This is a genomic window from Galactobacter caseinivorans (genome assembly GCF_003640665.1).
Classification (GTDB): Bacteria; Actinomycetota; Actinomycetes; order Actinomycetales; family Micrococcaceae; genus Galactobacter; species Galactobacter caseinivorans.
On the sequence record NZ_QQXL01000001.1, the window covers coordinates 202,060 to 226,979 of the forward strand.

16 protein-coding genes and 1 tRNA gene are annotated in these 24,920 nt (G+C 65.3%); 16 read left to right on the forward strand and 1 reads right to left on the reverse strand.

Going from position 1 to position 24,920, the window contains the following annotated elements; translation table 11 throughout:
• The first annotated feature begins 149 nt into the window (after positions 1-149).
• The 7 genes from DWQ67_RS00970 to rplL all read left to right on the forward strand — a co-directional run bounded on the left by DWQ67_RS00970 (position 150) and on the right by rplL (position 4,672).
• Positions 150-222 (forward strand) — tRNA-Trp (locus DWQ67_RS00970).
• A 93-nt stretch (positions 223-315) separates the two neighbouring features.
• Positions 316-567: a preprotein translocase subunit SecE gene (secE, locus tag DWQ67_RS00975; RefSeq protein ID WP_121483715.1), complete on the forward strand. Its 252-nt coding sequence runs from the start codon at positions 316-318 to the stop codon at positions 565-567.
• 69 nt (positions 568-636) lie between these two features.
• Positions 637-1,521 carry a transcription termination/antitermination protein NusG gene (nusG, locus tag DWQ67_RS00980; RefSeq protein ID WP_121483716.1) on the forward strand — a complete coding sequence of 295 codons (885 nt, stop codon included), beginning with the start codon at positions 637-639 and terminating at the stop codon, positions 1,519-1,521.
• 145 nt (positions 1,522-1,666) lie between these two features.
• Complete coding sequence (rplK, locus tag DWQ67_RS00985) at positions 1,667-2,098, forward strand: 50S ribosomal protein L11 (protein WP_121483717.1); 432 nt, start codon at positions 1,667-1,669, stop codon at positions 2,096-2,098.
• Positions 2,099-2,218: 120 nt separating this feature from the next.
• Positions 2,219-2,923: a 50S ribosomal protein L1 gene (gene rplA, locus DWQ67_RS00990; protein ID WP_121483718.1), complete on the forward strand. Its 705-nt coding sequence runs from the start codon at positions 2,219-2,221 to the stop codon at positions 2,921-2,923.
• A gap of 746 nt (positions 2,924-3,669) precedes the next feature.
• Positions 3,670-4,242: a 50S ribosomal protein L10 gene (gene rplJ, locus DWQ67_RS00995; RefSeq protein ID WP_121483719.1), complete on the forward strand. Its 573-nt coding sequence runs from the start codon at positions 3,670-3,672 to the stop codon at positions 4,240-4,242.
• Positions 4,243-4,300: 58 nt separating this feature from the next.
• Entirely contained in the window at positions 4,301-4,672 is a 372-nt protein-coding gene (gene rplL, locus DWQ67_RS01000; protein WP_121483720.1) for a 50S ribosomal protein L7/L12, read from the forward strand.
• A 177-nt stretch (positions 4,673-4,849) separates the two neighbouring features.
• Here rplL and DWQ67_RS01005 read toward each other — a convergent pair whose 3' ends face one another.
• On the reverse strand, positions 4,850-6,037 hold the full coding sequence (locus DWQ67_RS01005; protein WP_121483721.1) for an acetyl-CoA C-acetyltransferase: 1,188 nt from the start codon (positions 6,035-6,037) through the stop codon (positions 4,850-4,852).
• Positions 6,038-6,408: 371 nt separating this feature from the next.
• Here DWQ67_RS01005 and rpoB point away from each other — a divergent pair, with 371 nt between their 5' ends.
• From rpoB to rplC, 9 genes are all read left to right on the forward strand, one after another.
• Positions 6,409-9,915, forward strand: coding sequence for a DNA-directed RNA polymerase subunit beta (gene rpoB / locus DWQ67_RS01010; protein ID WP_121483722.1), 3,507 nt, complete (start codon positions 6,409-6,411; stop codon positions 9,913-9,915).
• Between the two features lie 117 nt (positions 9,916-10,032).
• Positions 10,033-13,917: a DNA-directed RNA polymerase subunit beta' gene (locus tag DWQ67_RS01015; protein ID WP_121483723.1), complete on the forward strand. Its 3,885-nt coding sequence runs from the start codon at positions 10,033-10,035 to the stop codon at positions 13,915-13,917.
• Positions 13,918-14,365: 448 nt separating this feature from the next.
• Positions 14,366-14,740, forward strand: a complete 375-nt coding sequence (rpsL, locus tag DWQ67_RS01020; protein WP_121483724.1) for a 30S ribosomal protein S12 — start codon at positions 14,366-14,368, stop codon at positions 14,738-14,740.
• On the forward strand, positions 14,740-15,210 hold the full coding sequence (gene rpsG / locus DWQ67_RS01025; protein WP_121483725.1) for a 30S ribosomal protein S7: 471 nt from the start codon (positions 14,740-14,742) through the stop codon (positions 15,208-15,210). Before rpsL ends, rpsG begins: the two co-directional genes overlap by 1 nt.
• A 63-nt stretch (positions 15,211-15,273) precedes the next feature.
• Positions 15,274-17,388: an elongation factor G gene (fusA, locus tag DWQ67_RS01030; protein WP_121483726.1), complete on the forward strand. Its 2,115-nt coding sequence runs from the start codon at positions 15,274-15,276 to the stop codon at positions 17,386-17,388.
• Between the two features lie 204 nt (positions 17,389-17,592).
• Positions 17,593-18,783 carry an elongation factor Tu gene (tuf, locus tag DWQ67_RS01035; RefSeq protein ID WP_121483727.1) on the forward strand — a complete coding sequence of 397 codons (1,191 nt, stop codon included), beginning with the start codon at positions 17,593-17,595 and terminating at the stop codon, positions 18,781-18,783.
• Between the two features lie 284 nt (positions 18,784-19,067).
• On the forward strand, positions 19,068-23,525 hold the full coding sequence (locus DWQ67_RS01045; protein ID WP_158595318.1) for a hypothetical protein: 4,458 nt from the start codon (positions 19,068-19,070) through the stop codon (positions 23,523-23,525).
• 416 nt (positions 23,526-23,941) lie between these two features.
• Positions 23,942-24,250 carry a 30S ribosomal protein S10 gene (rpsJ, locus tag DWQ67_RS01050; RefSeq protein ID WP_119423456.1) on the forward strand — a complete coding sequence of 103 codons (309 nt, stop codon included), beginning with the start codon at positions 23,942-23,944 and terminating at the stop codon, positions 24,248-24,250.
• An 18-nt stretch (positions 24,251-24,268) separates the two neighbouring features.
• Positions 24,269-24,919 (forward strand): 50S ribosomal protein L3, encoded by a 651-nt coding sequence (rplC, locus tag DWQ67_RS01055; protein WP_121483730.1) that lies wholly within the window; start codon positions 24,269-24,271, stop codon positions 24,917-24,919.
• The last annotated feature ends 1 nt before the right edge of the window (position 24,920 follow it).

Sequence of the window (24,920 nt, forward strand, 5' to 3'; positions counted from 1 at the left end):
GCGGCGGGCGGCCAAGGTGATCTCCATCCTATCGGGGCGGGCCTGTGTGTGGGCGGTGAGCGTCACATGCGTCAGTTCGACGCGACGGCCCGTGTGCATGTAGTCTTTCTTCTCGGTGTTGCCCTCCTGCCGGAGCGGCGCGCCAACGAAGGGCAGTGGCGCAATTGGTAGCGCAGCGGTCTCCAAAACCGCAGGTTGCAGGTTCGAGTCCTGTCTGCCCTGCGATCGGGGCTTTTCCCCGACTGACGGCGTGGATCATCGGCAAGTTCGCCGGGGTCCGCGCCGTATCGACATTGAGGGACACGGAGGCTGAAGGTGACCGACACCGCTGTGAAGGGACCCGGATCGGGCAAGAAGAAGCGCGGCTTTTTCGGCGCCATCGGACTGTTCCTAGCCCAGGTAGTGCAGGAGCTGCGCAAGGTCGTTTCTCCGACCCGCAGTGAACTGATCAATTACTGGCTTGTTGTCCTTGCCTTCGTGGTGCTGGTCATGGTGATTGTCGGATTGCTTGATGGCCTCTTCGGCCAGCTCTCCATCTGGACCTTCACCCGCCCCAAGGAAGTTTAGGTCGCGGCGACGACAGCGTCGTCGCCGTGTCCCACCCTCACGTATCGAGTAGGAAAGCAGGAAGTTCGCGTGCCCGAGCAGGAACTCGAAGCCCAGAACCACGACGAGACTCCGTTCTCCGACGTGGACGCCCCCGCCGAGCAGGAGCTCGCTGCAGAGGCTCCCGAGGAGACCGTTTCCGAGGAGTCCTCTGAGACCGTGGAGGCCGCTGAGTCCGCCCAGACGGCAGCTTCCGAAGCGGAGACTTCTGATGAAGCAGCGTCTGAGGATGCTGTCTCTGATGAGGCCGCCTCCGAGGAGGAGCCCGCCGCCGCGGACGAGTCCGAGGATGACGAGGATCCGAATGCCAAGATCCTTGAGGAATTCCGCACCAAGCTGCGTCGTCAGCCGGGTGACTGGTTCGTGATTCACTCCTACGCCGGTTACGAGAACCGCGTGAAGGTGAACCTGGAGACCCGCATCCAGACCCTCAACATGGAGGATTTCATCTACGAAATCCAGGTCCCCATGGAAGAGGTCGTGGAGATCAAGAACACCACGCGCAAGATTGTGCGCCGCGTGCGCATCCCCGGCTACGTGCTGGTGCGTATGGAACTCACGGATGCCTCCTGGGGCGCCGTGCGCCACACCCCCGGTGTCACCGGCTTTGTGGGCAACGCCCACGATCCCGTGCCGCTGAGCCTGGATGAGGTGTACTCCATGCTGGAGCACACCGTCATCCCTGCCGCGGATGCGGAGCGCACCGGCAAGGCCCCCAAGGTGCCGGTCACCGATGTGACCGTGGACTTTGAGGTCGGCGAGTCCGTCATGGTGAATGACGGCCCGTTCGAGACGCTCCCGGCCACGATCTCGGAGATCAAGTTGGAGGCCCGCCAGCTGGTGGTGCTCGTTTCCATCTTCGAGCGCGAGACGCCGGTGACGCTGTCGTTCGCACAGGTCAACAAGATCACCTGATCCTTGGCTCCTCGGAGCCTCACATCATCTTCGTTTCGCCCGGCTTGCTTGGTTGGGTGAAACGGTGCAGGACGCCGCGCCACGGCGTCTATCCTCCCGGCCACGCTCCTGTGTGTCGGGACACGCAAGAAGGGAAGGACCATTCATGGCCCCCAAGAAAAAGGTCACTGGCCTTATTAAGCTGCAGATCCAGGCAGGCGCCGCTAACCCGGCCCCGCCGATCGGCCCGGCGCTGGGTCAGCACGGCGTCAACATCATGGAGTTCTGCAAGGCGTACAACGCCGCGACCGAGTCGCAGCGCGGCAACGTCATCCCGGTGGAGATCACCGTGTACGAGGATCGCTCGTTCACGTTCATCACCAAGACCCCGCCGGCAGCAGAGCTCATCAAGAAGGCCGCGGGTGTCCCCAAGGGCTCCGGCGTGCCGCACACCGACAAGGTCGGCAACCTGACGCAGGCTCAGGTTGAGGAGATCGCCACCTCCAAGATGGAGGATCTCAACGCCAACGATCTGGCCGCCGCGTCCAAGATCATCGCCGGTACCGCCCGTTCCATGGGCATCACCGTCAAGGGCTGAAAGCCCTCACTCGGTTCTCGTCGCAACAGCGACGGGGCCATCCAGACGTCACCGACCCGGTGACGGTGGAAGGGTCGCGCGCGACCCGCATGACCACGACTGCACAAGGAGCACAAGCAGATGGCAAAGCGCAGCAAAGCATATGAGGCCGCGGCCGCCAAGATCGAAGAGGGCAAGTTCTACGCCCCGACCGAGGCCCTGAACCTGGCCCGCGAGAACGGCTCGGCCAAGACCGATGCCACCATCGAGGTCGTCTTCCGTCTTGGTGTGGATCCCCGTAAGGCTGACCAGATGGTCCGCGGCACGGTGAACCTCCCGAACGGCACCGGCAAGGTGGCCCGCGTGGTCGTCTTCGCCAACGGTGACAAGGCCGACGCCGCCCGCGAGGCCGGCGCCGACTTTGTTGGTTCCGACGACCTGATCGAGAAGATCCAGGGCGGCTGGACCGACTTCGACGCGGCCGTCGCCACGCCGGACCTCATGGGCAAGGTGGGACGCCTGGGCAAGATTCTTGGCCCGCGTAACCTCATGCCCAACCCGAAGACGGGCACGGTGACCATGGACGTCGCCAAGGCCGTCACGGACATCAAGGGTGGCAAGATCGACTTCCGCGTCGACAAGCACTCCAACCTCCACTTCATTGTGGGCAAGGCGTCCTTCACCCCGCAGGCCCTGGCCGAGAACTACGCGGCCGCCCTGGAAGAGGTGCTTCGCCTGAAGCCGGCCTCCTCCAAGGGTCGCTACATCACCAAGGCAACCGTCGCCACCACGTTTGGCCCGGGCATCCCCGTGGACCCGAACGTCACGCGCGTTCTGCCTGCCTGATCTTTATTGATCAATCCAGAGGGCCTCGGGGGATTCCCCCGGGGCCCTTTGGCATTCCGCGATCACAAGTGCCGGTTTATGCATCCGTGACTGCTGCATTACCCGCCTCCAAGTAATCGCAGAGGCAGTCTCGCGGAGCTGCGGGGCCCTGCGCTCAGAAGGCCGCGCTTCCCTTAACCTGCCAGGGAGTTCATTCCAACAATTGGAATGACAGGAAGCCGAACAAACCTGCTTTTCATCTCACATTCGCGGGATTCTTTGCTATGCTAAATCTCGCGTGGTGCGTGATCGCATGACAGGGCGAGGAGCGCCACGCACGTTCACCGGATGCCCCCAAGACCCGGTGGACACTGTCGCCGGCCGGTCCCCCAATGGGCCGGCGACTGAAGCCCCCTTCCTCCCCCCCAAATTTGGAAGGGGGCTTCCTCGCGCCCAGGATCAGGTGCCCCGGTGAGACGCCCCGAGCTGCCTGCCTCCCGTCAGGATCTGCCCGCAGCGGAGGGTGCCCGGCGCCATCGGAGGGCGCGATTTGGCGGGGGAGGGGGCGGTCTGTATTCTGGACAGGTACCAAAGACCGTTGGTCGCAATGAGCTAGCGCTGATTGCTGAAGGTTCCCGCTTGCGGGACGACCCACGCAGGCACACGAACTTTGAGCCAGGGCCACGCCCTGCATCCGAGCCCCGTGCCTTGCGCCGGGGCTCGTCTCGTTTTTGGGGTCCGGCCGACCACACCCCGGAAGGAGGGTTATGGCAACGCCGCAGAAGGAGGTCTCCGTCGAGGAGATCACCGCAGACTTCAAGGAGTCCTCAGCAGCTGTCCTGACCGAATACCGTGGGCTTACCGTTGCGCAGCTCAAGACTCTCCGTCGCTCACTTGGTGCAGATACCAAGTACACGGTTGTTAAGAACACCCTGACGGGGATCGCGGCGAAGGCCGCTGGCATCGATGCATTCGATGGCCAGCTTGCCGGACCCACCGCGATCGCCTTCATCAAGGGCGACTCGGTCGCGGCCGCTAAGGGCCTGACCGATTTTGCGAAGGACAACGAAAAGCTCATCATCAAGGCCGGTTTCTTTGAGGGCCAGTCCATGGACGCCTCTCAGATTGCCGACCTCGCCGCTCTTGAGTCTCGTGAGCACCAGCTGGCCCGCGTGGCTGGCGTGCTGCAGGCTCCGGCTTCTGCCGCTGTTCGCGTCATCGACGCGTTGCGCCTGAAGCTCGAGGAAGGTGCCCCGGCTGCTGCCGAGGCCCCGGCCGAGGAAGCTGCCGCTGCCGAGGAGGCCACCCCGGCCGCCGAGGAAGCGACCCCCGAGGCCTGAGCCTCACACCCATACGTTTTCCGCGGGCTCGCGCCCGCATTCGAGAAAGGACGCCATCATGGCGAAGCTCAGCAACGACGAGCTCCTTGATGCCTTCAAGGAAATGACCATCATCGAGCTCTCCGAGTTCGTGAAGCAGTTCGAGGAGACCTTCGACGTCTCCGCCGCGGCCGTCGCCGTGGCCGGCCCGGCCGGTGCCGCGGTCGTCGAGGAGGAGCAGACCGAGTTTGACGTCATCCTCGAGAGCGCTGGCGAGAAGAAGATTGGTGTCATCAAGGAGGTGCGCTCGTTGACCTCCCTCGGACTGAAGGAGGCCAAGGAGCTCGTCGACGGTGCCCCCAAGGCCGTCCTCGAAGGCGCCACCAAGGAAGCTGCTGAGAAGGCCAAGGAGGTCCTCGAGGCCGCCGGTGCCTCCGTCACCCTCAAGTGACTTCTCCCGGGCTCTAGCAGCCCGGCAGCTCTGACAGGAGCCCCCCACCGCCTATGGCGGTGGGGGGCTCCTGTTCTTGTGCGACTGGCCCTGCTGGACCGGCTCCTGCTGGACCGGCTCCTGCTGGGCCGGCTCCTGCGCGGCCGGCGCTGCGCTGAGCGCCGGCCGCCGTGCGTCTTACTCCGCGCTGAGCAGCAGTGCCTCGCCCTGGCCGCCGCCGCCGCACAGGCTGACGGCTGCCTTGCCTTCGCCGCGTCGGTGCAGCTCCAGTGCCGCCGTGAGCGCCAGCCGCGCGCCGGAGGCACCGATCGGGTGCCCAAGCGCAATGGCACCACCGTGGATGTTGGTCTTTGACCAGGAGTAGTCCAGGTCGGCGAGCGACTGCACGCCGACCGCGGCAAAGGCCTCGTTGATCTCCACCAGGTCAAGGTCTCCCACGGACCAGCCGGCCCTGGTCAGCGCCTGGTTGATGGCGTTGGAGGGCTGGGAGTGCAATGAGTTATCCGGTCCGGAGACCTGCCCGGAGGCGCCAACAGTGGCCAGGATGGTGGAGCCATTTGCCTCGGCCCAGTCCCGCGAGACCACGAGCAGCGCCGCAGCGCCGTCGGACAGGGGGGAGGAGTTGCCGGCCGTGATGGTGCCCTCCTTCGCAAAGGCGGGGCGCAGTCCGCCGAGCGTCTCCACCGTGGTGGTGGGGCGCACCCCCTCATCCGTGTCCACCACGGTGTCACCCTTGCGGCCGCGGATCGTCACGGGGACGATCTCCTCGGCAAGGAGGGAAGCGGAGGCGGCTGCACGCTGGTGCGAGTCCGCTGCCAGGGCATCCTGCTCCGGGCGGCCGATGCCAAGGCGCGCATTATGAGTCTCGGTGGAGGAACCCATGGAGATGTTCTCGAAGGCGTCCGTGAGGCCATCGTGAGCCACAGAGTCCACAGCGCTGAAGTCCCCGTAGGTCCAGCCGCTGCGCGAACCGGGAAGGAGGTGCGGGGCGTTGGTCATGGACTCCATGCCGCCGGCCACCACCACATCGGCCTCGCCAAGGCGGATCATGCGAGCCGCCTGCGTGACAGAGAGCAGCCCGGAGAGGCAGACCTTGTTCAGGGTCTCCGCGGGAACGTCCCAACTGATGCCGGCGGCGATGGCCGCCTGCTTGGCCGGGTTCTGGCCGCAACCCGCCTGGACTACCTGACCCATGAACACGTACTGAACATCGCTGGCGGCCACGCCGGAACGCTCTAGCGCCCCAGAGATGGCGGCGGCGCCCAATTGCACTGCCTGGAGGGAAGCCTGGGCTCCCTTGAGCTTGGTGAAAGGCGTGCGCGCCCCGCCGATGATGACGGCGTCGCGGGGAGATGCCTGGGACATAGTGCCTCCTTGGTGGCCATCGGTGAAGATGCCGATGCTGCTGTCGCTGGCGGTAGCGTGTGTGCCAAAGCCGCCGCCCTTGACGATACTCCGTGCTATGAGCTTGCACACTTTTGCCGCACGTGTGCCCTGCCGCTGGCTCGCGCCCGCGCCGGAGTCTCCCGTCACGGGGCGCAGTAGGGCAGGGATGCGGGGAAGAGGACTAGACATGCCGAGGTATTCGTCCTAGGATGGACCTTTGCGGCTTCCCATGTCTTCAGTGCGACCTTCATATAGCGGTGGGTCGGACCCCTTTGTGGTGCTCGCGCCAGGGCGCGAGTAATTAAGCGGAGCCGTACCCGGAAACCTGAAGGTCTGTGGAAGGATCCCTCTTGGTCGCCTCGAGCACCTCTACGAACTCAACCGCTAGTTCAGCCCGTACCGCAGAAGCGGCGGGCCGCCTCTCCTTCGCCAAGATCCACGAGCCCCTCGACGTCCCGGATCTGCTGGCTTTGCAGACCGAGTCGTTTGATTGGCTTGTGGGCAATGAGCGCTGGCAGGCACGCGTAGTCAAGGCTGACGCCGAAGGCGATAAGGGCGTGGCCCGTATTCCTGGCCTCGCCGAGATCTTTGAAGAGATCTCTCCGATCGAGGATTTCCAGGGCACCATGTCCTTGAGCTTCTCCGAGCCGGAGTTCGCCGATCCTAAGTACACGATCGCTGAATGCAAGGATCGCGACACCACCTACTCGGCCCCGCTGTACGTCAAGGCCGAGTTCATGAACAACATCACCGGCGAGATCAAGCAGCAGACCGTGTTCATGGGCGATTTCCCGCTGATGACGCAGAACGCGACCTTCATCATCAACGGCACGGAGCGCGTCGTCGTCTCCCAGCTGGTGCGTTCACCTGGTGCCTACTTTGAGCGCACCCCGGATAAGACCTCCGATAAGGAGATCTTCTCCGCCAAGGTGATCCCCTCCCGTGGCGCCTGGTTTGAGCTGGAGATCGACAAGCGCGATCAGGTCGGCGTTCGCCTCGACCGCAAGCGCAAGCAGTCCGTCACGGTGCTGCTGAAGGCTCTTGGCTGGTCCGAGGGTCGCATCCTCGAGGAGTTCGGTGGCTACGACTCCATCCGCGTGACGCTGGAGAAGGACACCGTCCAGACCGAGGACGAGGCGCTGCTGGATATCTACCGCAAGCTGCGCCCGGGCGAGCCGCCCACGGTGGAGGCCGCCAAGACGCTTCTGGAGAACCTCTACTTCAACCCGAAGCGCTACGACCTCGCCAAGGTGGGCCGTTACAAGCTCAACCGCAAGCTGGGCGTAGATGTGGACATCGCCTCGCCGGATGCCTCCGTCATGTCAGAGGCTGACATCGTCGCGATGATCCACTACCTGGCCGCGCTGCACGCCGGCCAGAAGAGCATCGCGGGCTCCCGCGAGGGCCAGGCCATGGACATCCGCGTTGAGGTCGACGACATCGACCACTTCGGCAACCGTCGCATCCGCGCCGTGGGCGAGCTCATCGAGAACCAGGTCCGTACGGGCCTGTCTCGCATGGAGCGCGTGGTGCGTGAGCGCATGACGACGCAGGACGTCGAGGCCATCACGCCGCAGACCCTGATCAACATCCGCCCTGTGGTGGCTGCGATCAAGGAGTTCTTCGGTACCTCGCAGCTCTCGCAGTTCATGGATCAGAACAACCCGCTGGCCGGCATCACGCACAAGCGTCGTTTGTCCGCGCTGGGCCCGGGTGGTCTTTCCCGTGACCGCGCAGGCATGGAAGTTCGAGACGTTCACCCGTCCCACTACGGCCGCATGTGCCCCATCGAGACCCCTGAAGGCCCCAACATTGGCCTGATCGGTTCGCTGGCCACCTACGGTCGCATCAACCCGTTTGGCTTCATCGAGACGCCCTACCGCAAGGTGGTGGACGGCGTCGTCACCGAGCAGGTTGATTACCTGACGGCGGATGAGGAGCTTGACTTCCAGATCGCTCAGGCGAACGCGCCCCTGGATCCCAAGGGCCACTTCGAAGAGGACCTGGTCCTCTGCCGCGAGCGTGGCGGTGGCGGTGAGCCCGTGCTTTCCGAGCCCGAGCACATTGACTACATGGACGTCTCCCCGCGCCAGATGGTCTCGGCCGCAACGGCCCTGATTCCGTTCCTGGAGCACGACGACGCAAACCGCGCACTCATGGGTGCCAACATGCAGCGTCAGGCAGTGCCCCTGCTCAAGACCGAGGCCCCTGTGGTCGGTACCGGCATGGAGAAGTTCCTTGCCGTTGACTCCGGCGACGCCGTCATGGCCAAGAAGCCGGGCGTTGTCACCGTGGTTTCCGCGGATCTGGTCACCGTCATGAACGACGACGGCACCGAGACGCACTACCCGATCATGAAGTTCGCTCGCTCTAACCAGGGCAACGGTTACAACCAGCACGTGGTGGTCACCGAGGGCGATCGCGTGGAGCACCAGTCCCTCATCGCCGACGGTCCCGCGACCGACGGCGGCGAGCTTGCCCTTGGCAAGAACCTGCTGGTGGCCTTCATGCCGTGGCACGGCCTCAACTACGAGGACGCGATCATCCTCTCCGAGCGCATGGTCTCTGAGGATGTGCTCACCTCGATTCACATCGAGGAGCACGAGGTGGACGCCCGCGACACCAAGCTGGGTGCCGAGGAAGTCACGCGTGACATCCCGAACGTCTCCGAAGAGGTGCTGAGCCAGCTCGACGAGCGCGGCATCATCCACATCGGTGCCGAGGTCGAGGCCGGCGACATCCTCGTGGGTCGTGTGACCCCCAAGGGTGAGACCGAGCTGACCCCGGAGGAGCGCCTGCTGCGCGCCATCTTTGGTGAGAAGTCCCGCGAAGTGCGTGACACCTCCCTGAAGGTGCCCCACGGCGAGTCCGGCACGGTCATCGGTGTGCGCATCTTCGATCGCGAGAACGACGATGAGCTGCCCCCGGGCGTCAACCAGCTGGTCCGCGTGTACGTGGCCCAGAAGCGCAAGATCACCGTGGGTGACAAGCTCTCCGGCCGTCACGGCAACAAGGGCGTCATCTCCAAGATCCTGCCGATGGAAGACATGCCGTTCCTTGCGGACGGTACGCCGGTGGACATCATCCTGAACCCGCTGGGTGTTCCGGGTCGTATGAACGTGGGCCAGATCCTCGAGATCCACCTTGGTTGGGCAGCCAAGCAGGGTTGGAACGTCGAGGGCGAGCCCGAGTGGATCAAGGATCTGCCGAACTTGCCTCGCGTGTCCGGCCCCACCAAGGTCGCCACCCCGGTGTTCGACGGTGCCAACGAGGACGAGATTCGTGGACTGCTGGATCACACCGCGCAGACCCGCGATGGCGTGCGCCTGATCGGCAACACCGGTAAGACGCAGATGTTCGACGGCCGCTCCGGCGAGCCGTTCCCGGACCCCGTGTCTGTGGGCTACATGTACATCCTGAAGCTGCACCACCTGGTGGATGACAAGATCCACGCACGCTCCACGGGTCCGTACTCCATGATCACGCAGCAGCCGCTGGGCGGTAAGGCCCAGTTCGGTGGACAGCGCTTCGGTGAGATGGAGGTGTGGGCGCTGGAGGCTTATGGCGCCGCGTACACCCTGCAGGAGCTCCTGACCGTGAAGTCGGATGACATCCACGGTCGAGTGAAGGTCTACGAGGCCATCGTGAAGGGCGAGAACATTCCCGCCCCTGGCGTGCCTGAGTCCTTCAAGGTGCTGCTCAAGGAAATGCAGTCGCTCTGCCTGAACGTCGAGGTTCTTTCGACTGAGGGAGAGAAGATCGAGATGCGCGACCAGGACGAGGAAGTCTTCCGGGCCGCCGAGGAATTGGGCATCAACCTGTCCCACGTGGAGCCTAGCTCCGTCGACGAGGTCTGATCCTCGTTGCGGGTGGCCGGTTTCCCCGGCCACCCGCATTCCTCCGCCTTTCCGCCGTCGGGCACTGCCCCACGGCGACGACTTCCGAACTTTGAATGAGAGAGAGCAAGGACCCACATGTCCAACGAACCCTCCTTCGGCCTCATGCGCATCGGCCTCGCCACCGCGGAACAGATCCGCGAGTGGAGCTACGGCGAGGTCAAGAAGCCTGAGACCATCAACTACCGCACGCTGAAGCCAGAGAAGGACGGCCTTTTCGGCGAGCAGATCTTTGGCCCCACCCGTGACTGGGAGTGCGCCTGCGGCAAGTACAAGCGTGTCCGCTTTAAGGGCATCATCTGTGAGCGTTGCGGCGTCGAGGTGACCCGTTCCAAGGTCCGTCGTGACCGCATGGGCCACATCGAGCTTGCCGCTCCCGTGACCCACATCTGGTACTTCAAGGGCGTTCCCTCGCGCTTGGGTTACCTGCTTGACCTGGCACCGAAGGACCTGGAGAAGGTCATCTACTTCGCTGCCTACATGATCACCTCCGTGGATGTGGATCGTCGTCACGACGAGCTGCCGAACCTGCAGGTGCAGCACGACCTCGAGGTCAAGAAGATCGCTGATACGCGTGATTCTGACATCGCCGCAGTCGGTCAGGACCTGGAAAAGGACCTGGCTCGCCTGGAGGATGAGGGCGCCAAGGCCGCCGAGAAGAAGAAGGCCCGCGACTCCGCCGATAAGGTCATGTCTCAGATCCGCAAGCGTGCGGACCTGGAAATTGATCGTCTCGAGCAGGTCTGGGACCGCTTCAAGGGCATCAAGGTCGGCGACCTGGAGGGCGATGAGGGTCTCTTCCGCACCATGCGTGAGAAGTACGGATTGTTCTTCTCCGGTTGCATGGGCGCAGAGGCCATTCAGAAGCGCCTGCAGGATTTCGATCTTGCCGCAGAGGCCATCTCCCTTCGCGAGACCATCGCGACGGGTAAGGGCCAGCGCAAGACGCGTGCCCTGAAGCGCCTCAAGGTCGTCAACGCCTTCCTGGCCACGGAGAACTCGCCTGAGGGCATGGTTCTTGACGCCGTTCCGGTGATCCCGCCGGAGCTTCGTCCCATGGTGCAACTGGACGGTGGCCGCTTCGCGACCTCCGACCTGAACGATCTCTACCGTCGCGTGATCAACCGCAACAACCGCCTCAAGCGCCTGCTTGAGCTGGGTGCTCCGGAGATCATCGTCAACAACGAGAAGCGCATGCTGCAGGAGTCCGTGGACTCGCTGTTCGACAACGGTCGTCGCGGTCGCCCGCAGACCGGGCCGGGCAACCGTCCGCTGAAGTCCCTCTCTGACATGCTCAAGGGCAAGCAGGGTCGCTTCCGTCAGAACCTGCTCGGCAAGCGCGTGGACTACTCCGGCCGTTCGGTCATCGTGGTTGGTCCGCAGCTGAAGCTGCACCAGTGTGGTCTGCCTAAGCAGATGGCCCTGGAGCTCTTCAAGCCGTTCGTGATGAAGCGCCTGGTTGATCTGAACCACGCGCAGAACATCAAGTCCGCCAAGCGCATGGTGGAGCGTTTCCGTCCGCAGGTCTGGGACGTGCTGGAAGAGATCATCTCCGAGCACCCCGTGCTGCTGAACCGCGCACCCACCCTGCACCGCCTCGGCATCCAGGCGTTTGAGCCGCAGCTGATTGAGGGTAAGGCCCTCCAGCTGCACCCGCTCGTCTGTGCCGCGTTCAACGCCGACTTCGACGGTGACCAGATGGCAGTTCACCTGCCGCTGAGCCCCGAGGCCCAGGCGGAGGCGCGCATCCTGATGCTCTCCTCCAACAACATCCTGAAGCCTTCGGACGGCCGCCCGGTCGCCCTTCCGGCCCAGGACATGATCATCGGTCTGCACCACCTCACCACCAAGCGTGAGGGTGTGGACGGCGAGGGCCGTGCCTTTGGCACGGTCGCCGAGGCGATCATGGCTCACGATCGTGGGGATCTGCACCTGAACGCGGTCGTCAAGATCCGCGTGGAGGGCTTTGTGCCCTCCGAGGAGCAGCCGGCACCCGAGGGCTGGGAGCCGGGTCAGACCGCGCTGATCGAGACCTCGCTTGGGCAGGTGCTCTTCAACGAGACCCTCCCCGAGGACTACCCCTGGTTCGAGGGCCTGGCGACCAAGAACTCCTTGGGTGACCTGGTCAACGACCTGGCAGAGCGTTACCCCAAGGTCGTCACGGCCGCCACGCTGGATAATCTGAAGAACTACGGCTTCGCTTGGGGAACCCTCTCCGGCGTGACCGTGGCCATCTCGGATGTCACGTCCAACATGAACAAGCCCGCGATCCTTGAGCCTTATGAGGCCCGCGCGCTGAAGGTGCAGCAGCAGTACGACAACGGCCTGATCGCCGATGACGAGCGCCGCTCCGAGCTGATCGACATTTGGACCCAGGCCACCGATGAGGTTGCCGAGGCCATGAAGAACGGCATGGAGAAGCTCAACACCATTAACCGCATGGTCACCTCCGGTGCCCGCGGTAACTGGCTGCAGCTGCGTCAGATTGCTGGTATCCGTGGCCTCGTGGCCAACCCGCAGGGCGAGATCATCCCGCGTCCGATTAAGTCCTCCTACCGTGAGGGTCTGTCGGTTCTCGAGTACTTCATCGCCACGCACGGTGCCCGTAAGGGCCTGGCGGATACGGCTCTGAAGACCGCCAACTCGGGTTACCTGACCCGTCGTCTGGTGGACGTCTCGCAGGATGTCATCGTGCGTGAGGACGATTGCGGTACCACCCGCGGTCTGCTCGTGCCGATTTCCACCGGCGAGGGCGAGTCGCGTCACCTTCACGAGACCGTGGAGAACTCGGCTTACACCCGCACGCTGGCTCAGGACGTGGTGGATGCCAACGGCGAGATCCTGGCCTCGGCCGGCGACGACGTCGGAGACGTGCTCATCGACAAGCTGTACGCGGCGGGCGTGGATCAGATCCGCGTGCGCTCCGTGCTGACCTGTGAGTCCGCTGTCGGTACCTGCGCGCTGTGCTACGGCCGTTCCTTGGCCTCCGGCAAGCTCGTGGACATCGGTGAGGCAGTCGGCATCATCGCCGCACAGTCCATCGGTGAGCCCGGCACCCAGCTGACCATGCGTACCTTCCACTCTGGTGGTGTTGCCTCCTCCGGCGATATCACCCAGGGTCTGCCCCGTATCCAGGAGCTCTTCGAGGCCCGTACCCCCAAGGGTCTTGCCCCGATCTCCGAGGCGGCGGGTCGCGTGTCCATCGAGGACGGCGATCGTTCGCTGCGCGTCGTGGTGACGCCGGATGATGGCTCCGAGGAAGAGGCATACCCGGTGCTGCGCCGTGCGCGTCTGCTGGTGAGCGATGGCGAGCACATCGAGGTGGGCACCCAGCTCGCCGCGGGCGCCATCGACCCCAAGCAGGTCCTGCGTGTGCTTGGCCCCCGTGAGGCCCAGAAGTTCTTGGTCCGCGAGGTCCAGGACGTCTACCAGAGCCAGGGTGTGGGTATCCACGACAAGCACGTTGAGGTCATCGTGCGGCAGATGCTGCGTCGCATCACGGTCATTGACCAGGGTGATACCAAGCTGCTGCCGGGTGAGCTCACGGATCGCGCTACCTTCCAGAACGCGAACCGCCAGGCTGTCTCTGAGGGTCTGCGTCCGGCTTCCGGCCGTGACGAGCTGATGGGCATCACCAAGGCCTCGCTGGCCACCGACTCGTGGCTCTCGGCCGCCTCCTTCCAGGAGACGACCCGAGTGCTGACGCAGGCGGCCATGGAGGCCAAGTCGGATCCGCTGCTGGGTCTGAAGGAGAACGTCATCATCGGCAAGCTGATCCCGGCCGGCACCGGCCTGGATCGGTACACGCAGGTGGAGGTGGAACCGACGGAGGAGGCCAAGGCCTCGTTCTACTCGGGTCCCAGCGCGTTCACCGGCTTCGACTACAGCGGTGTTGATGGACTGGGTGGAGAATTCTCTGCCATGTCCATGGACGACTACGGCTTCGGCCAGGACTTCCGCTGAGGTCCACGGTCGCCGCGGTGAAGCGCTGAGGCGCTAGAGCGCGGCGACCACCAGAATCGGCGAAGCCCGCCATCACCCTTGAGGTGGTGGCGGGCTTCGCCGTTTCCGGGTCCGTCGCCCGGGTCCAGCGGGCACCCGCGCCCGACGCCGTGGGGTCGCCCGGGTGCGCACCGCACCGGTGAGGGCGCCGCTGACGCGGCCCCGCGCCGTCGTGCAGGGGGAGTGGGGAGCCTCACCCTCTGGTCTTGCCCTGCTTCTGGTACAGTAAGCAGTGAGAGTTTTCATGTGGCGAAGTGGACCCAGTCCGTGCCGCGCGTAGGTTGCGCGGCGTACGCCACACTTTCGCACGCCTACGGTCCTTTCCGCGGTAGAGCGAGAAAACGACCACGCCGAACCTGACGCCACGCGGCGGGGCGGCATCAAAGCGACAATGACGGAGGACACGAAAGTGCCTACTATTCAGCAGCTGGTCCGTAAGGGCCGGACGCCGAAGGTCACCAAGACCAAGGCCCCCGCCCTGAAGGGCAACCCTATGCGTCGTGGCGTGTGCACTCGTGTGTACACCACCACCCCGAAGAAGCCGAACTCCGCCCTGCGTAAGGTCGCCCGCGTGCGCCTTGCCGGTGGCGTTGAGGTCACGGCTTACATCCCGGGCGTGGGCCACAACCTGCAGGAGCACTCCATTGTGCTCGTGCGCGGTGGTCGAGTGAAGGACCTTCCCGGTGTCCGTTACAAGATCGTCCGCGGCGCGCTTGACACCCAGGGTGTCAAGGGCCGCGGCCAGGCTCGTTCACGCTACGGCGCCAAGAAGGAGAAGAAGTAATGCCTCGCAAGGGTCCCGCGCCGAAGCGCCCCATCGTCAATGATCCGGTTTACGGGTCCCAGCTGGTCACCCAGCTGATCAACAAGGTGCTTCTTGACGGCAAGAAGTCCACCGCCGAGCGCATCGTCTACGGTGCCCTCGAGGGTGCTCAGGCCAAGACCGGCACCGATCCGGTGGCGTCCCTCAAGAAGGCCATGGATAACATCCGCCCGGCCCTCGAGGTTCGCTCCCGTCGTGTTGGTGGCGCCACCTACCAGGTTCCGGTTGAGGTCAAGCCGGGCCGCGCCACGGCGCTGGCCCTTCGCTGGCTGGTCGGCTTCTCCAAGGCTCGCCGCGAGAAGACCATGACCGAGCGTCTCATGAACGAGATCCTGGATGCCTCCAACGGTCTCGGCGCTGCAGTCAAGCGTCGCGAAGACACCCACAAGATGGCCGAGTCCAACAAGGCCTTCGCTCACTACCGCTGGTAAGAACGCCCCGTCGGGGCCCGGGATCACCCGGGCCCCGCTGGTCCTCATCAAAGGGAGATCACCGTGGCACTTGACGTGCTCACCGACCTGAACAAGGTCCGCAACATCGGCATCATGGCCCACATCGATGCCGGCAAGACCACCACCACGGAGCGCATCCTTTTCTACACGGGTGTGAACCACAAGCTGGGCGAGACGCACGACGGTGCCTCGACGACCGACTGGATGGAGCAGGAGAAGGAGCGCGGCATCACCATCACGTCCGCGGCCGTCTCTGCTTACTGGAACGGTAACCAGATCAACATCATCGACACCCCCGGTCACGTTGACTTCACGGTCGAGGTCGAGCGCTCCTTGCGTGTGCTCGATGGCGCCGTTGCCGTCTTCGATGGCAAGGAGGGCGTTGAGCCCCAGTCCGAGACTGTCTGGCGTCAGGCCGACAAGTACGACGTGCCGCGCATCTGCTTCGTCAACAAGATGGACAAGATGGGCGCTGACTTCTACTTCACGGTAGAGACCATCGTCAGCCGCCTTGGCGCCACCCCGCTGGTCATGCAGTTGCCGATCGGCTCCGAGTCGGAGTTCATCGGTGTTGTTGATCTGCTTTCGATGAAGGCCTTTGTCTGGGAGGGCGACGCCAAGGGCGACGTCTCCTTGGGCGCTGCTTATGAGACCAAGGAGATCCCCGCGGATCTGCTGGAGAAGGCAGAGGAGTACCGCGCCAAGCTCGTTGAGCAGGTTGCAGAGTCCTCTGACGAGCTCATGGAGAAGTACCTGGAAGGAATTGAGCCCTCCAACGAGGAGCTCAAGGCCGGCATCCGCAAGATGACGATCAGCTCCGTTGCCTACCCCGTGTTCTGTGGCTCTGCCTTCAAGAACCGTGGTGTGCAGCCCATGCTGGACGCCGTCGTTGATTACCTCCCCTCTCCGCTGGACGTGCCGCCGATGATTGGCCACGACCCGAAGAACGAGGAAATCGAGATCATCCGCAAGCCTTCTGAGGACGAGCCCTTCTCGGCGCTTGCCTTCAAGATCGCTACGCACCCCTTCTACGGTCAGCTCACCTTCGTGCGCGTCTACTCGGGTCACCTCGATGCAGGCTCCGCGGTGTTGAACTCCACCAAGCAGAAGAAGGAGCGTGTTGGCAAGCTCTTCCAGATGCACGCCAACAAGGAGCAGCCGGTAGATAACCTGCACGCAGGCCACATCTACGCGGTCATCGGCCTCAAGGACACCACCACGGGTGACACCCTGTGCGACCCGGCCAAGCCGGTTGTCCTCGAGTCCATGTCCTTCCCGGACCCGGTCATCTTCGTGGCGATCGAACCCAAGACCAAGGGTGACCAGGAGAAGCTCTCCACGGCCATCCAGAAGCTCTCCGCTGAGGACCCGACCTTCACGGTCTCCCTCAACGAGGACACCCGCCAGACCGAAATCGGCGGCATGGGCGAGCTCCACCTGGACATCCTGGTGGACCGCATGCGTCGCGAGTTCAAGGTTGAGGCCAACGTTGGCAAGCCGCAGGTTGCTTACCGTGAGACCATCAAGAAGAAGGCCGAAAAGGTCGACTTCACTCACAAGAAGCAGACCGGTGGCTCCGGCCAGTTCGCTAAGGTGCAGGTCACCTTTGAGCCGCTGGACACCTCCGAGGGCGAGCTCTACGAGTTCGTCAACGCGGTGACCGGTGGTCGCATCCCGCGCGAGTACATCCCCTCCGTGGATCACGGCATCCAGGACGCCATGCAGCTCGGTGTCTTGGCTGGCTACCCCATGGTGGGCGTCAAGGCCACCCTTCTGGACGGCGCTTACCACGACGTCGACTCCTCCGAAATGGCGTTTAAGGTTGCCGGCTCGCAGGTGTTCAAGGAGGGTGCTCGCCGCGCCAGCCCCATCATCCTTGAGCCGCTGATGGACGTTGAGGTCCGTACTCCTGAGGAGTACATGGGCGACGTCATCGGTGACTTGAACTCCCGTCGTGGCTCCATCCAGTCCATGGAAGAGGCCGCAGGCGTGAAGGTCATCAAGGCTGGCGTTCCGCTGTCCGAGATGTTTGGCTACATCGGTGACCTGCGTTCAAAGACGCAGGGCCGCGCGGTGTACTCCATGAAGTTTGCGTCCTACGCCGAGGTTCCCAAGGCCGTGGCGGAAGAGATCATCCAGAAGTCCCGCGGCGAGTAATCAAAGCGGACGGGAGTGGGCTCCATGATGGAGCCCACTCTCACTGGCCGTCCTTAGCGGGGCGGTCGGACGAATCCGGTTCGCCACTGGCGATCCGGGACCAGAAATTTCAATAAACCCCAAAGCCCTCAGTAGACTGAAGACAGCTTGCTCGCAGATCGCGAGTGAAGTCTCAGCTAGCTGAGAACAGTTCTAGGAGGAACAGTGGCGAAGGCAAAGTTCGAGCGGACCAAGCCGCACGTCAACATCGGCACCATCGGCCACGTTGACCACGGCAAGACCACGCTGACCGCCGCCATCTCGAAGGTGCTTGCTGACAAGTACCCGGATGTCAACGAGCAGCGTGACTTCAGCGCGATTGACTCGGCTCCGGAGGAGCGTCAGCGCGGCATTACCATCAACATCTCGCACATCGAGTACCAGACGGACAAGCGTCACTACGCTCACGTCGATGCTCCGGGTCACGCTGACTACATCAAGAACATGATCACCGGCGCAGCCCAGATGGACGGCGCGATCCTCGTGGTTGCCGCCACCGATGGCCCCATGGCCCAGACTCGCGAGCACGTTCTGCTCGCCCGCCAGGTCGGCGTGCCGTCCCTGCTGGTCGCGCTGAACAAGTCCGACATGGTCGACGACGAGGAGCTGCTTGACCTCGTCGAGATGGAGGTCCGCGAGCTGCTGTCCTCCCAGGAGTTTGATGGCGACAACGCGCCGGTCGTGCGCGTTTCCGCTCTCAAGGCTCTCGAGGGCGACGCCGAGTGGGTCAAGTCCGTTGAGGATCTCATGACGGCAGTGGACGAGTTCATCCCGGACCCGGTCCGCGACAAGGACAAGCCCTTCCTGATGCCCGTTGAGGACGTCTTCACGATCACCGGTCGTGGCACCGTCGTCACCGGTCGCGCCGAGCGCGGCACGCTGAAGATCAACTCCGAGGTCGAGATCGTGGGCCTGCGTCCCATCCAGAAGACCACGGTCACTGGCATCGAGATGTTCCACAAGCAGCTCGACGAGGCCTGGGCCGGCGAGAACTGTGGCTTGCTGCTTCGCGGCATCAAGCGCGAGGACGTGGAGCGCGGTCAGGTCATCGTGGCCCCCGGTTCCGTGACCCCGCACACCGAGTTCGAGGGCACCGCCTACATCCTTTCCAAGGATGAGGGTGGCCGTCACAACCCGTTCTACTCGAACTACCGCCCGCAGTTCTACTTCCGTACCACGGACGTCACCGGCGTCATCACGCTGCCCGAGGGCACCGAGATGGTCATGCCGGGCGACACCACGGAGATGAAGGTTGATCTGATTCAGCCCATCGCCATGGAAGAGGGCCTCGGCTTCGCCATCCGCGAGGGTGGCCGCACCGTTGGTTCGGGTCGTGTGGTCAGCATCCTCAAGTGATGCTCGCCCTCACGGGCAAGTAATTGCTGGACGCTAGCCGTCTAGTTGAAGGGGGCTCGGCATTGCGCCGGGCCCCCTTTGGCGTGCCGTCTGGAGTGTGGGACGCAGCTATCCACAGCCAAGAAGAGGGGGCGCTCAGCGGGGGAGTTGTGGGGTAAGCTCATCTGTATATCCACTCGGTGGATTTACTAGCGCTTCGGCGAAGGGGGTGTCCCACGATCATGTTCTTCTCTTGGATAGTGTTGCTCGTTGGTGTGGTGCTGATCTGTGTCGGCTCAAGCCGCATGAGCGCCGGCAAGGCGGCACTGAAGGCGGCGCAGGATCAGTTCAACGACGCCTACCTTCGCGGCTTCCGCGCGGGCTCAGAGTCGGCGCGCGGGCCGGGTGCGGACCAGCAGGTGCGCGGGCAGCGGCCCGCCCCCACCATCATGCGCCCTCTGCCGGCGCCCCCGGGCCCGGGGCAACAGGGCCCAGTGCCTCCCAGCATGCCGGTTCAGCGAGCCCCCGGCCTGGGGTCCGCGTTGGGTGCCGCGCCCGCTTCGGCGCTGCGGCCCCCTGCGTTCTCGGGCCAGGCGTTGCCGGGCCAAGCGATGCCGGGCCAGGCGTTGCCGGGCCAGGCGTTGCCGACCCACGCGGGCCAGGCCTCCCCGCAACTGCACGTGCCAGCGCCGGCGCGCAAGGCGCCGGTAGATCGCCGCGCGGTGCTTATCAATGTCGTCCTTGGCGCGGCCACCTTCTTGCTGGTCGTGGCTGCGGGACTGTGGGTCGGCACCCGGCTTGACCCCATCGGCCAGGGTGTCGCCCTCATGGCACTTTCTGCGGCCTTCTACGCCGCCGGGCTCGTGCTGCATCAGCGCCAGCCCCGCCTGCGGCCGGTGGCGTTGGCCTTCTCCATCTCCGGACTGGCCCTGTTGCCCATCGTGGGCGTGGCCTGGTGGGTGCAGTTCCCGGAACAGGGACCGGCCGCGTGGCTCGTGGTGTCCGCCGTGGGCACCGTGGCGTACCTCTTTGCCGCCGTTCGTCTCGATTCCAGGGTGGTGGCTGCCTTGGGTGTGGTCTTTGCCGCCTCCGGTGCCTTCACCTTCGGCGCGGCGATGCGCAGCGGCATCGCCTGGTATGCCGCCAGCTCCACCCTGCTCGCCGTCCTCCTCTCTCTGGTCGCCACACGGTGGGCACATCGTCTGCCCCGAGTGCTCCATCAGACGTTTGTGGTGGCCCACCGGTTGCTGGTGCCGAGCTACCTTGCCGTGGCCCTCTGTGTCTTCCCGTGGTTGAGGGCACAAGACTCCCTGATCATCACCGCATCCGCGCTCCTCTACTACGTGGTCCAGCGACTTCTGGCGCCGCAGCGCGACCGCAGCCTGACTCGGTGGGGTGCGCGGGCGGCGTCGATCGGTGTGGTGCTTTCCGCCGGAGCGGTGGCAGAGCTGCCAGGCAACGTCATGCTGCGCTGCGCCGCCGTCGCGGTGGTGCTGGTGGCAGGCCAGTCGGTGTGGGCTCTGCGCCGCGATGGTGTGTCCTTCGCCCGGACGACGGCGCCCGGCACGACCACACCAGGGGCGCTGGCCTGGGCAGAGCGGGGAGAAAGCCGCCGGACGCCCGCCATCCTGATGTCTGTCGCCGCGGCCTTCGCCCTGTGTGGGACGGAGGTGGGACAGCACGTCCCCAGGGCAAGCGCCGCGTCCTTCCTGGACGTCTCACTCAACTGGAGCTGGTACCTGGTCTTGGCCGGCGTGGTGGTGTTCACCCTCGTGAAGGCGATGTCCCCGGCCCTCCCCGTCTTGTGGCGGATGATCCTGCTTGGGGGCGCCACGCTGGGTGCCGTCATTGAGCCTGCCTCCTCGCGGCCGTGGGCAGGGGCCTTCCTCCTGTTCGCCGTCGCGCTGGTGTCCGCGCTGCAGTGGTCCAGGGAATCGGGTGCAGCGTGGCGGACCGGCTTCGGAGCCCTGGCGCTCGGCGCGGGCCTGGGGTCCTCCGGGCCGCTCGCCGCTGACCTGGCGGTGACCCTGGGAGCCAGCGACGCCCTGCGCGGCAACGTGATGAGCCTGGTCTGGGCGGTGGGCGCGCTGGGTCTAGGCACCTGGCGCGCGGCGGTGGCCGTGAGCCAACGCAGCGAGACCCGGGGAGGCCGGTTCCACTGGGGCGCAGGCGCGCTGCTGTCCGCCGCGGTGGGCGCAGGAAGCAGCCTGGCGGTGGACTGGCGCGCGGCCTCACCGCGTGGCGGACGCGTGGGGGCGCACGGCTTGACCTTTGACGCGTTCGGTCAGCATCCGGACCCCCTGGCCGTGACCGGTGTGATGGTGGCGATCCTGGCGCTGGCCGTGGCCACGGTGGCTGCCACCCAGCTCTTCTTGGCAAGGGGGGCGCTGCGTCAGCACCTGCCAGGTCAGCAACTGCCAGGCCAGCAACTGCCGGGCGAGAACGCCACCGAACCGGCGCCCTACACCCTGGCTCCTTTTGCACTGGCTCCTTTTGCCCTGGCCGCCCCGGCCGTAGTGCTGGGCGCGGTGGTGGGCGGCGCGGGCGACCGTGTGCTCGTGGTGCTGGTGGCCTACCTGTGTGCAGCCGGGCTCTGTGTGGCCGGTTCACAGGTCTGGGGGAGGAGCTGGAGCGCCCTCGGTGCCACTGCCGCGCTGTTGATGGGCCAATGGCAGGTGCTCTCCATGACCGACGCTCCGGGCGTGGTGGTTCTGCCCATCACGGCGGCGATTCTGCTGGCGGGAACCGTCGTGGCCACCACCGGCCCGCGCGCTAGCTGGGCCCGGGTGGTCAGCGCGAGCGTTGCGGGCGCGCTGATACTTGGACCCTGGGCGGAGGCCCTGCGGACACGCCTCGCGATCTCCGCGGATGCCGTGCAACCGGTGGCCTTTACCTTGTTGCTCCTGCTGGCGGTCGCAGCCGTGCTCTGGCACGCGCGGGTGGCGCGCCAACTGGGAACGCCAGTGGCCGGGGTCTCCGTGGCGCTGCTTGCAGTGGGGCTCACCGCGCTGCGTGCCGTTGATGGGCAGTGGAGCTGGTGGTGGGGATCGCAGGTGCTGAGCGCCTACCCGGCCACCGAGCTCGTGTTCTCTTGGGCCGCACCGGCGTTGGTGCTCCTCGCCGGGGCGTCCGTCAAGCTGTGGACGCGTCATTGCACCCGGCTGGGTCAGGCCAGCGCCTGGGCCACCGCGGCCCTTCTGCTGCCGGCATTCCTTCTGGGACCCACAGTGCTGGCACACCAGGAGGGTGGGCTGTTGATGTTGATCGGCGCCGTGCTTGGCGCCCAGGCGTTCGCCGCGCGCTCCCTCGCCTTGCGCTCCGCTCAGACGCCGGGAAGCGTGCTCCTGCTCTCCACCAGCCGGATGATGCCGGTCCCCGCCGCCGGCGCCCTGCTGTGCGGCGTCTGCATCAGCATCATGGGGCAGACCCCGCTGTGGCTGGGATGGATTGCCGCCGCCGCAGTGGCGGTGAGCGCGATTCCCGCGATGTGGGCGGGCCAGCACGTGGCGTCGAATGCGGGGGGAGCGCCGGGCCACGGGGGATACCGGCGCACCTTCCGCCGCCACGGCGACGACGTGATCAGCGTCGCGGCCCCCTTCCTGAGCCTGATCATCCTGGGGGCGGTCGTGGTTGCCGGGCCGGGAGTCACCGTGTTGGCCACGGCCGCCGCGCTGGCCTACCTCTTCCTCGCCGCCACGCGAGCCGCGTGGTGGATGGGCCTGCTCGCCTTTGGCGCCACCGCCTGCGCGGCGGTTCAGGCGGTGCTTGACCTCTCCGTCGGCGCGCAAGAACCACGATCGTGGATCCTGGTCCACGCGGTGCTATTGGCGCTGCTGCCCGCGGTGCTCACCCGCCGCGTCGCCATGCGGGGACGTGTTTCGGCAGTGGAATCCCAGCTTCACCGCGGGGCGGGGTGGGTGGCGGCCGGCCTCCTGACGCTTGGCGCCGTGACCGGGCTGGCCGCGGGTCACGACCCGGCGTGGCTGGCATGGGCCGTGGTGGCGGATCTGGTGCTCGCCTCCCAGGCGTCATGGTTACTGCTGCGTTCCAAGGACCAGCAGCGCCTCCACTCGGTGGTGGACGCCGGGATGGCCCTTGCCGCCCTCGCCGTGGTGCGTGCGGCCGCCGTGGAGGGGGACCTCCGGGTGGCACCCTTCTGGTTCTTGGTGGTCCTGGCGGCAGTCCTGATCGGCACCGCCTGGTGGCGCAGGGCGCACAAGCCCTCCCAGCAACTGCGCGCGTGGTCCGCCGCGGCGATGCTGACGCTTGCGCTCTTCACGGTGGTGCTCGGCACCACCGGAACGGACGAGGAGTGGGCGCGTCACGCGGTGCTGGTGGCACTCTTTGCCCTGCTCCTGGTGACGGGCGCGGCGTTCGACGACGCTGCAGCCACCTGGATTGGCCTGGCGGGCCTGTGCGTGGACGTACTCGTCGCAGCGCGCCACCAGACAGTCGCCATGCTCTTCCTCCTCGCCGTGATGCTCTTCGGCATCGCCACCTGGCTCCTGCTGCGCAAGAGCCGCCAGGCCCAGCACCAGGCCGCCCGCCCGCCAGTGGGGCCGCCACTCCCGCCGAACCAAGGGCTCCGGCAGGAGCAGGCACCCGTGCAGCGGCCGAGCCTGGGAGGGGCCATGGGCCAGGCAGTGCCACCACAAAGCCAGGCCGTCCCGCCGAACGGACACCAGCCGTCGCTTCGCCGGGTCCAGCCCAACAGGCCGGGCCCTGCCAACCCGCCCCCACCGGCGTCGGGCAGAGAAGACTAAGCGCCGCTCGCTCTGAGTGATGCCGCCGCCAGGCCACCGGCCAGGCGGCGGCATCACGCGCGTTGGCCGGGCGAAGACGCGGCGACGGATGTGGGATCCGACACCCGAATTGGCGAATCCGCGGCAGATCTGCGAGGATAGTCAAGTTGCGCTTGCGCAGATTTGGGTCACGACGCTCCTCCTGACGGAGGGTGAAGATGATCCGAGGAGCCAGAGCAACCCGATCCCGTAGAAGAGTGTGTCATCCTGCTGTTCTCAACAGCGCGACACGCCCGAGTACGGGGGTCGGAGCCACGGCGGGGCGAGGAACCCGGGAATCTTCCCGGATTCGGCTCGTCGGTGGCGTGCCGGTCCGCAAGGGCCCGTTCGGCACCACAACTTACATAGTGCTAACCAAAGAAATGAGGCCAGAAGCCATGGCGGGACAGAAGATCCGCATCCGGCTGAAGTCGTATGACCACGAGGTCATTGACACGTCCGCCCGCAAGATCGTTGATACGGTCACCCGCGCCGGCGCGACTGTTGTCGGCCCCGTGCCGCTGCCGACGGAGAAGAACGTGTACTGCGTTATCCGTTCGCCGCACAAGTACAAGGACAGCCGCGAGCACTTCGAGATGCGCACCCACAAGCGCCTCATCGACATCGTGGACCCGACTCCGAAGGCCGTTGACTCGCTGATGCGTCTCGACCTGCCGGCGGATGTCAACATCGAAATCAAGCTCTGAGGGAGGTGCTGAGAGACTATGACCGCAACCCGTAATGTCAAGGGACTGCTGGGCACGAAGCTCGGCATGACCCAGGTTTGGGACAGCAACAACAACATGATCCCGGTGACTGTGGTGAAGGCCGACTCCAACGTCGTGACCCAGCTGCTGAACCAGGGCAATGATGGTTACACCGCTGTGCAGATCGGCTTCGGCCAGATCGACCCGCGCAAGGTGACCAAGCCGCTCGCCGGCCACTTCAAGGCTGCCGGCGTCACGCCGCGTCGCCACGTCGTGGAACTGCGCACCGCGGATGCTGCCGACTACAACCTGGGCCAGGAATTGTCTGTGGAGCTCTTTGAGGCCGGCCAGAAGGTCGACATCGTGGGCACCACCAAGGGCAAGGGCTTTGCCGGCGTCATGAAGCGTCACGGCTTCCACGGCGTTGGAGCCTCGCACGGTTCGCACAAGAACCACCGCAAGCCCGGTTCCATCGGTGAGGCTTCCACGCCGAGCCGCGTTTTCAAGGGCCACCGCATGGCTGGCCGCATGGGACACGTTCGTCACACCACGCTGAACCTCACGGTTCACGCTGTGGACGTGGAGAACAACCTCCTGCTCATCAAGGGCGCCGTCCCGGGCGCTCGTGGCCAGGTTGTCCTGGTCCGTTCTGCCGTGAAGGGAGCCTGAA

Coding starts and splice junctions, on each gene's coding strand:
- rplK (WP_121483717.1), top strand. CDS start 1,667: ATGGCCCCCAAGAAAAAGGTCACTGGCCTTATTAAGCTGCAGATCCAG.
- rplA (WP_121483718.1), top strand. CDS start 2,219: ATGGCAAAGCGCAGCAAAGCATATGAGGCCGCGGCCGCCAAGATCGAA.
- rplJ (WP_121483719.1), top strand. CDS start 3,670: ATGGCAACGCCGCAGAAGGAGGTCTCCGTCGAGGAGATCACCGCAGAC.
- rplL (WP_121483720.1), top strand. CDS start 4,301: ATGGCGAAGCTCAGCAACGACGAGCTCCTTGATGCCTTCAAGGAAATG.
- DWQ67_RS01005 (WP_121483721.1), bottom strand. CDS start 6,037: ATGTCCCAGGCATCTCCCCGCGACGCCGTCATCATCGGCGGGGCGCGC.
- DWQ67_RS01015 (WP_121483723.1), top strand. CDS start 10,033: ATGTCCAACGAACCCTCCTTCGGCCTCATGCGCATCGGCCTCGCCACC.
- rpsG (WP_121483725.1), top strand. CDS start 14,740: ATGCCTCGCAAGGGTCCCGCGCCGAAGCGCCCCATCGTCAATGATCCG.
- DWQ67_RS01045 (WP_158595318.1), top strand. CDS start 19,068: ATGAGCGCCGGCAAGGCGGCACTGAAGGCGGCGCAGGATCAGTTCAAC.
- rpsJ (WP_119423456.1), top strand. CDS start 23,942: ATGGCGGGACAGAAGATCCGCATCCGGCTGAAGTCGTATGACCACGAG.
- rplC (WP_121483730.1), top strand. CDS start 24,269: ATGACCGCAACCCGTAATGTCAAGGGACTGCTGGGCACGAAGCTCGGC.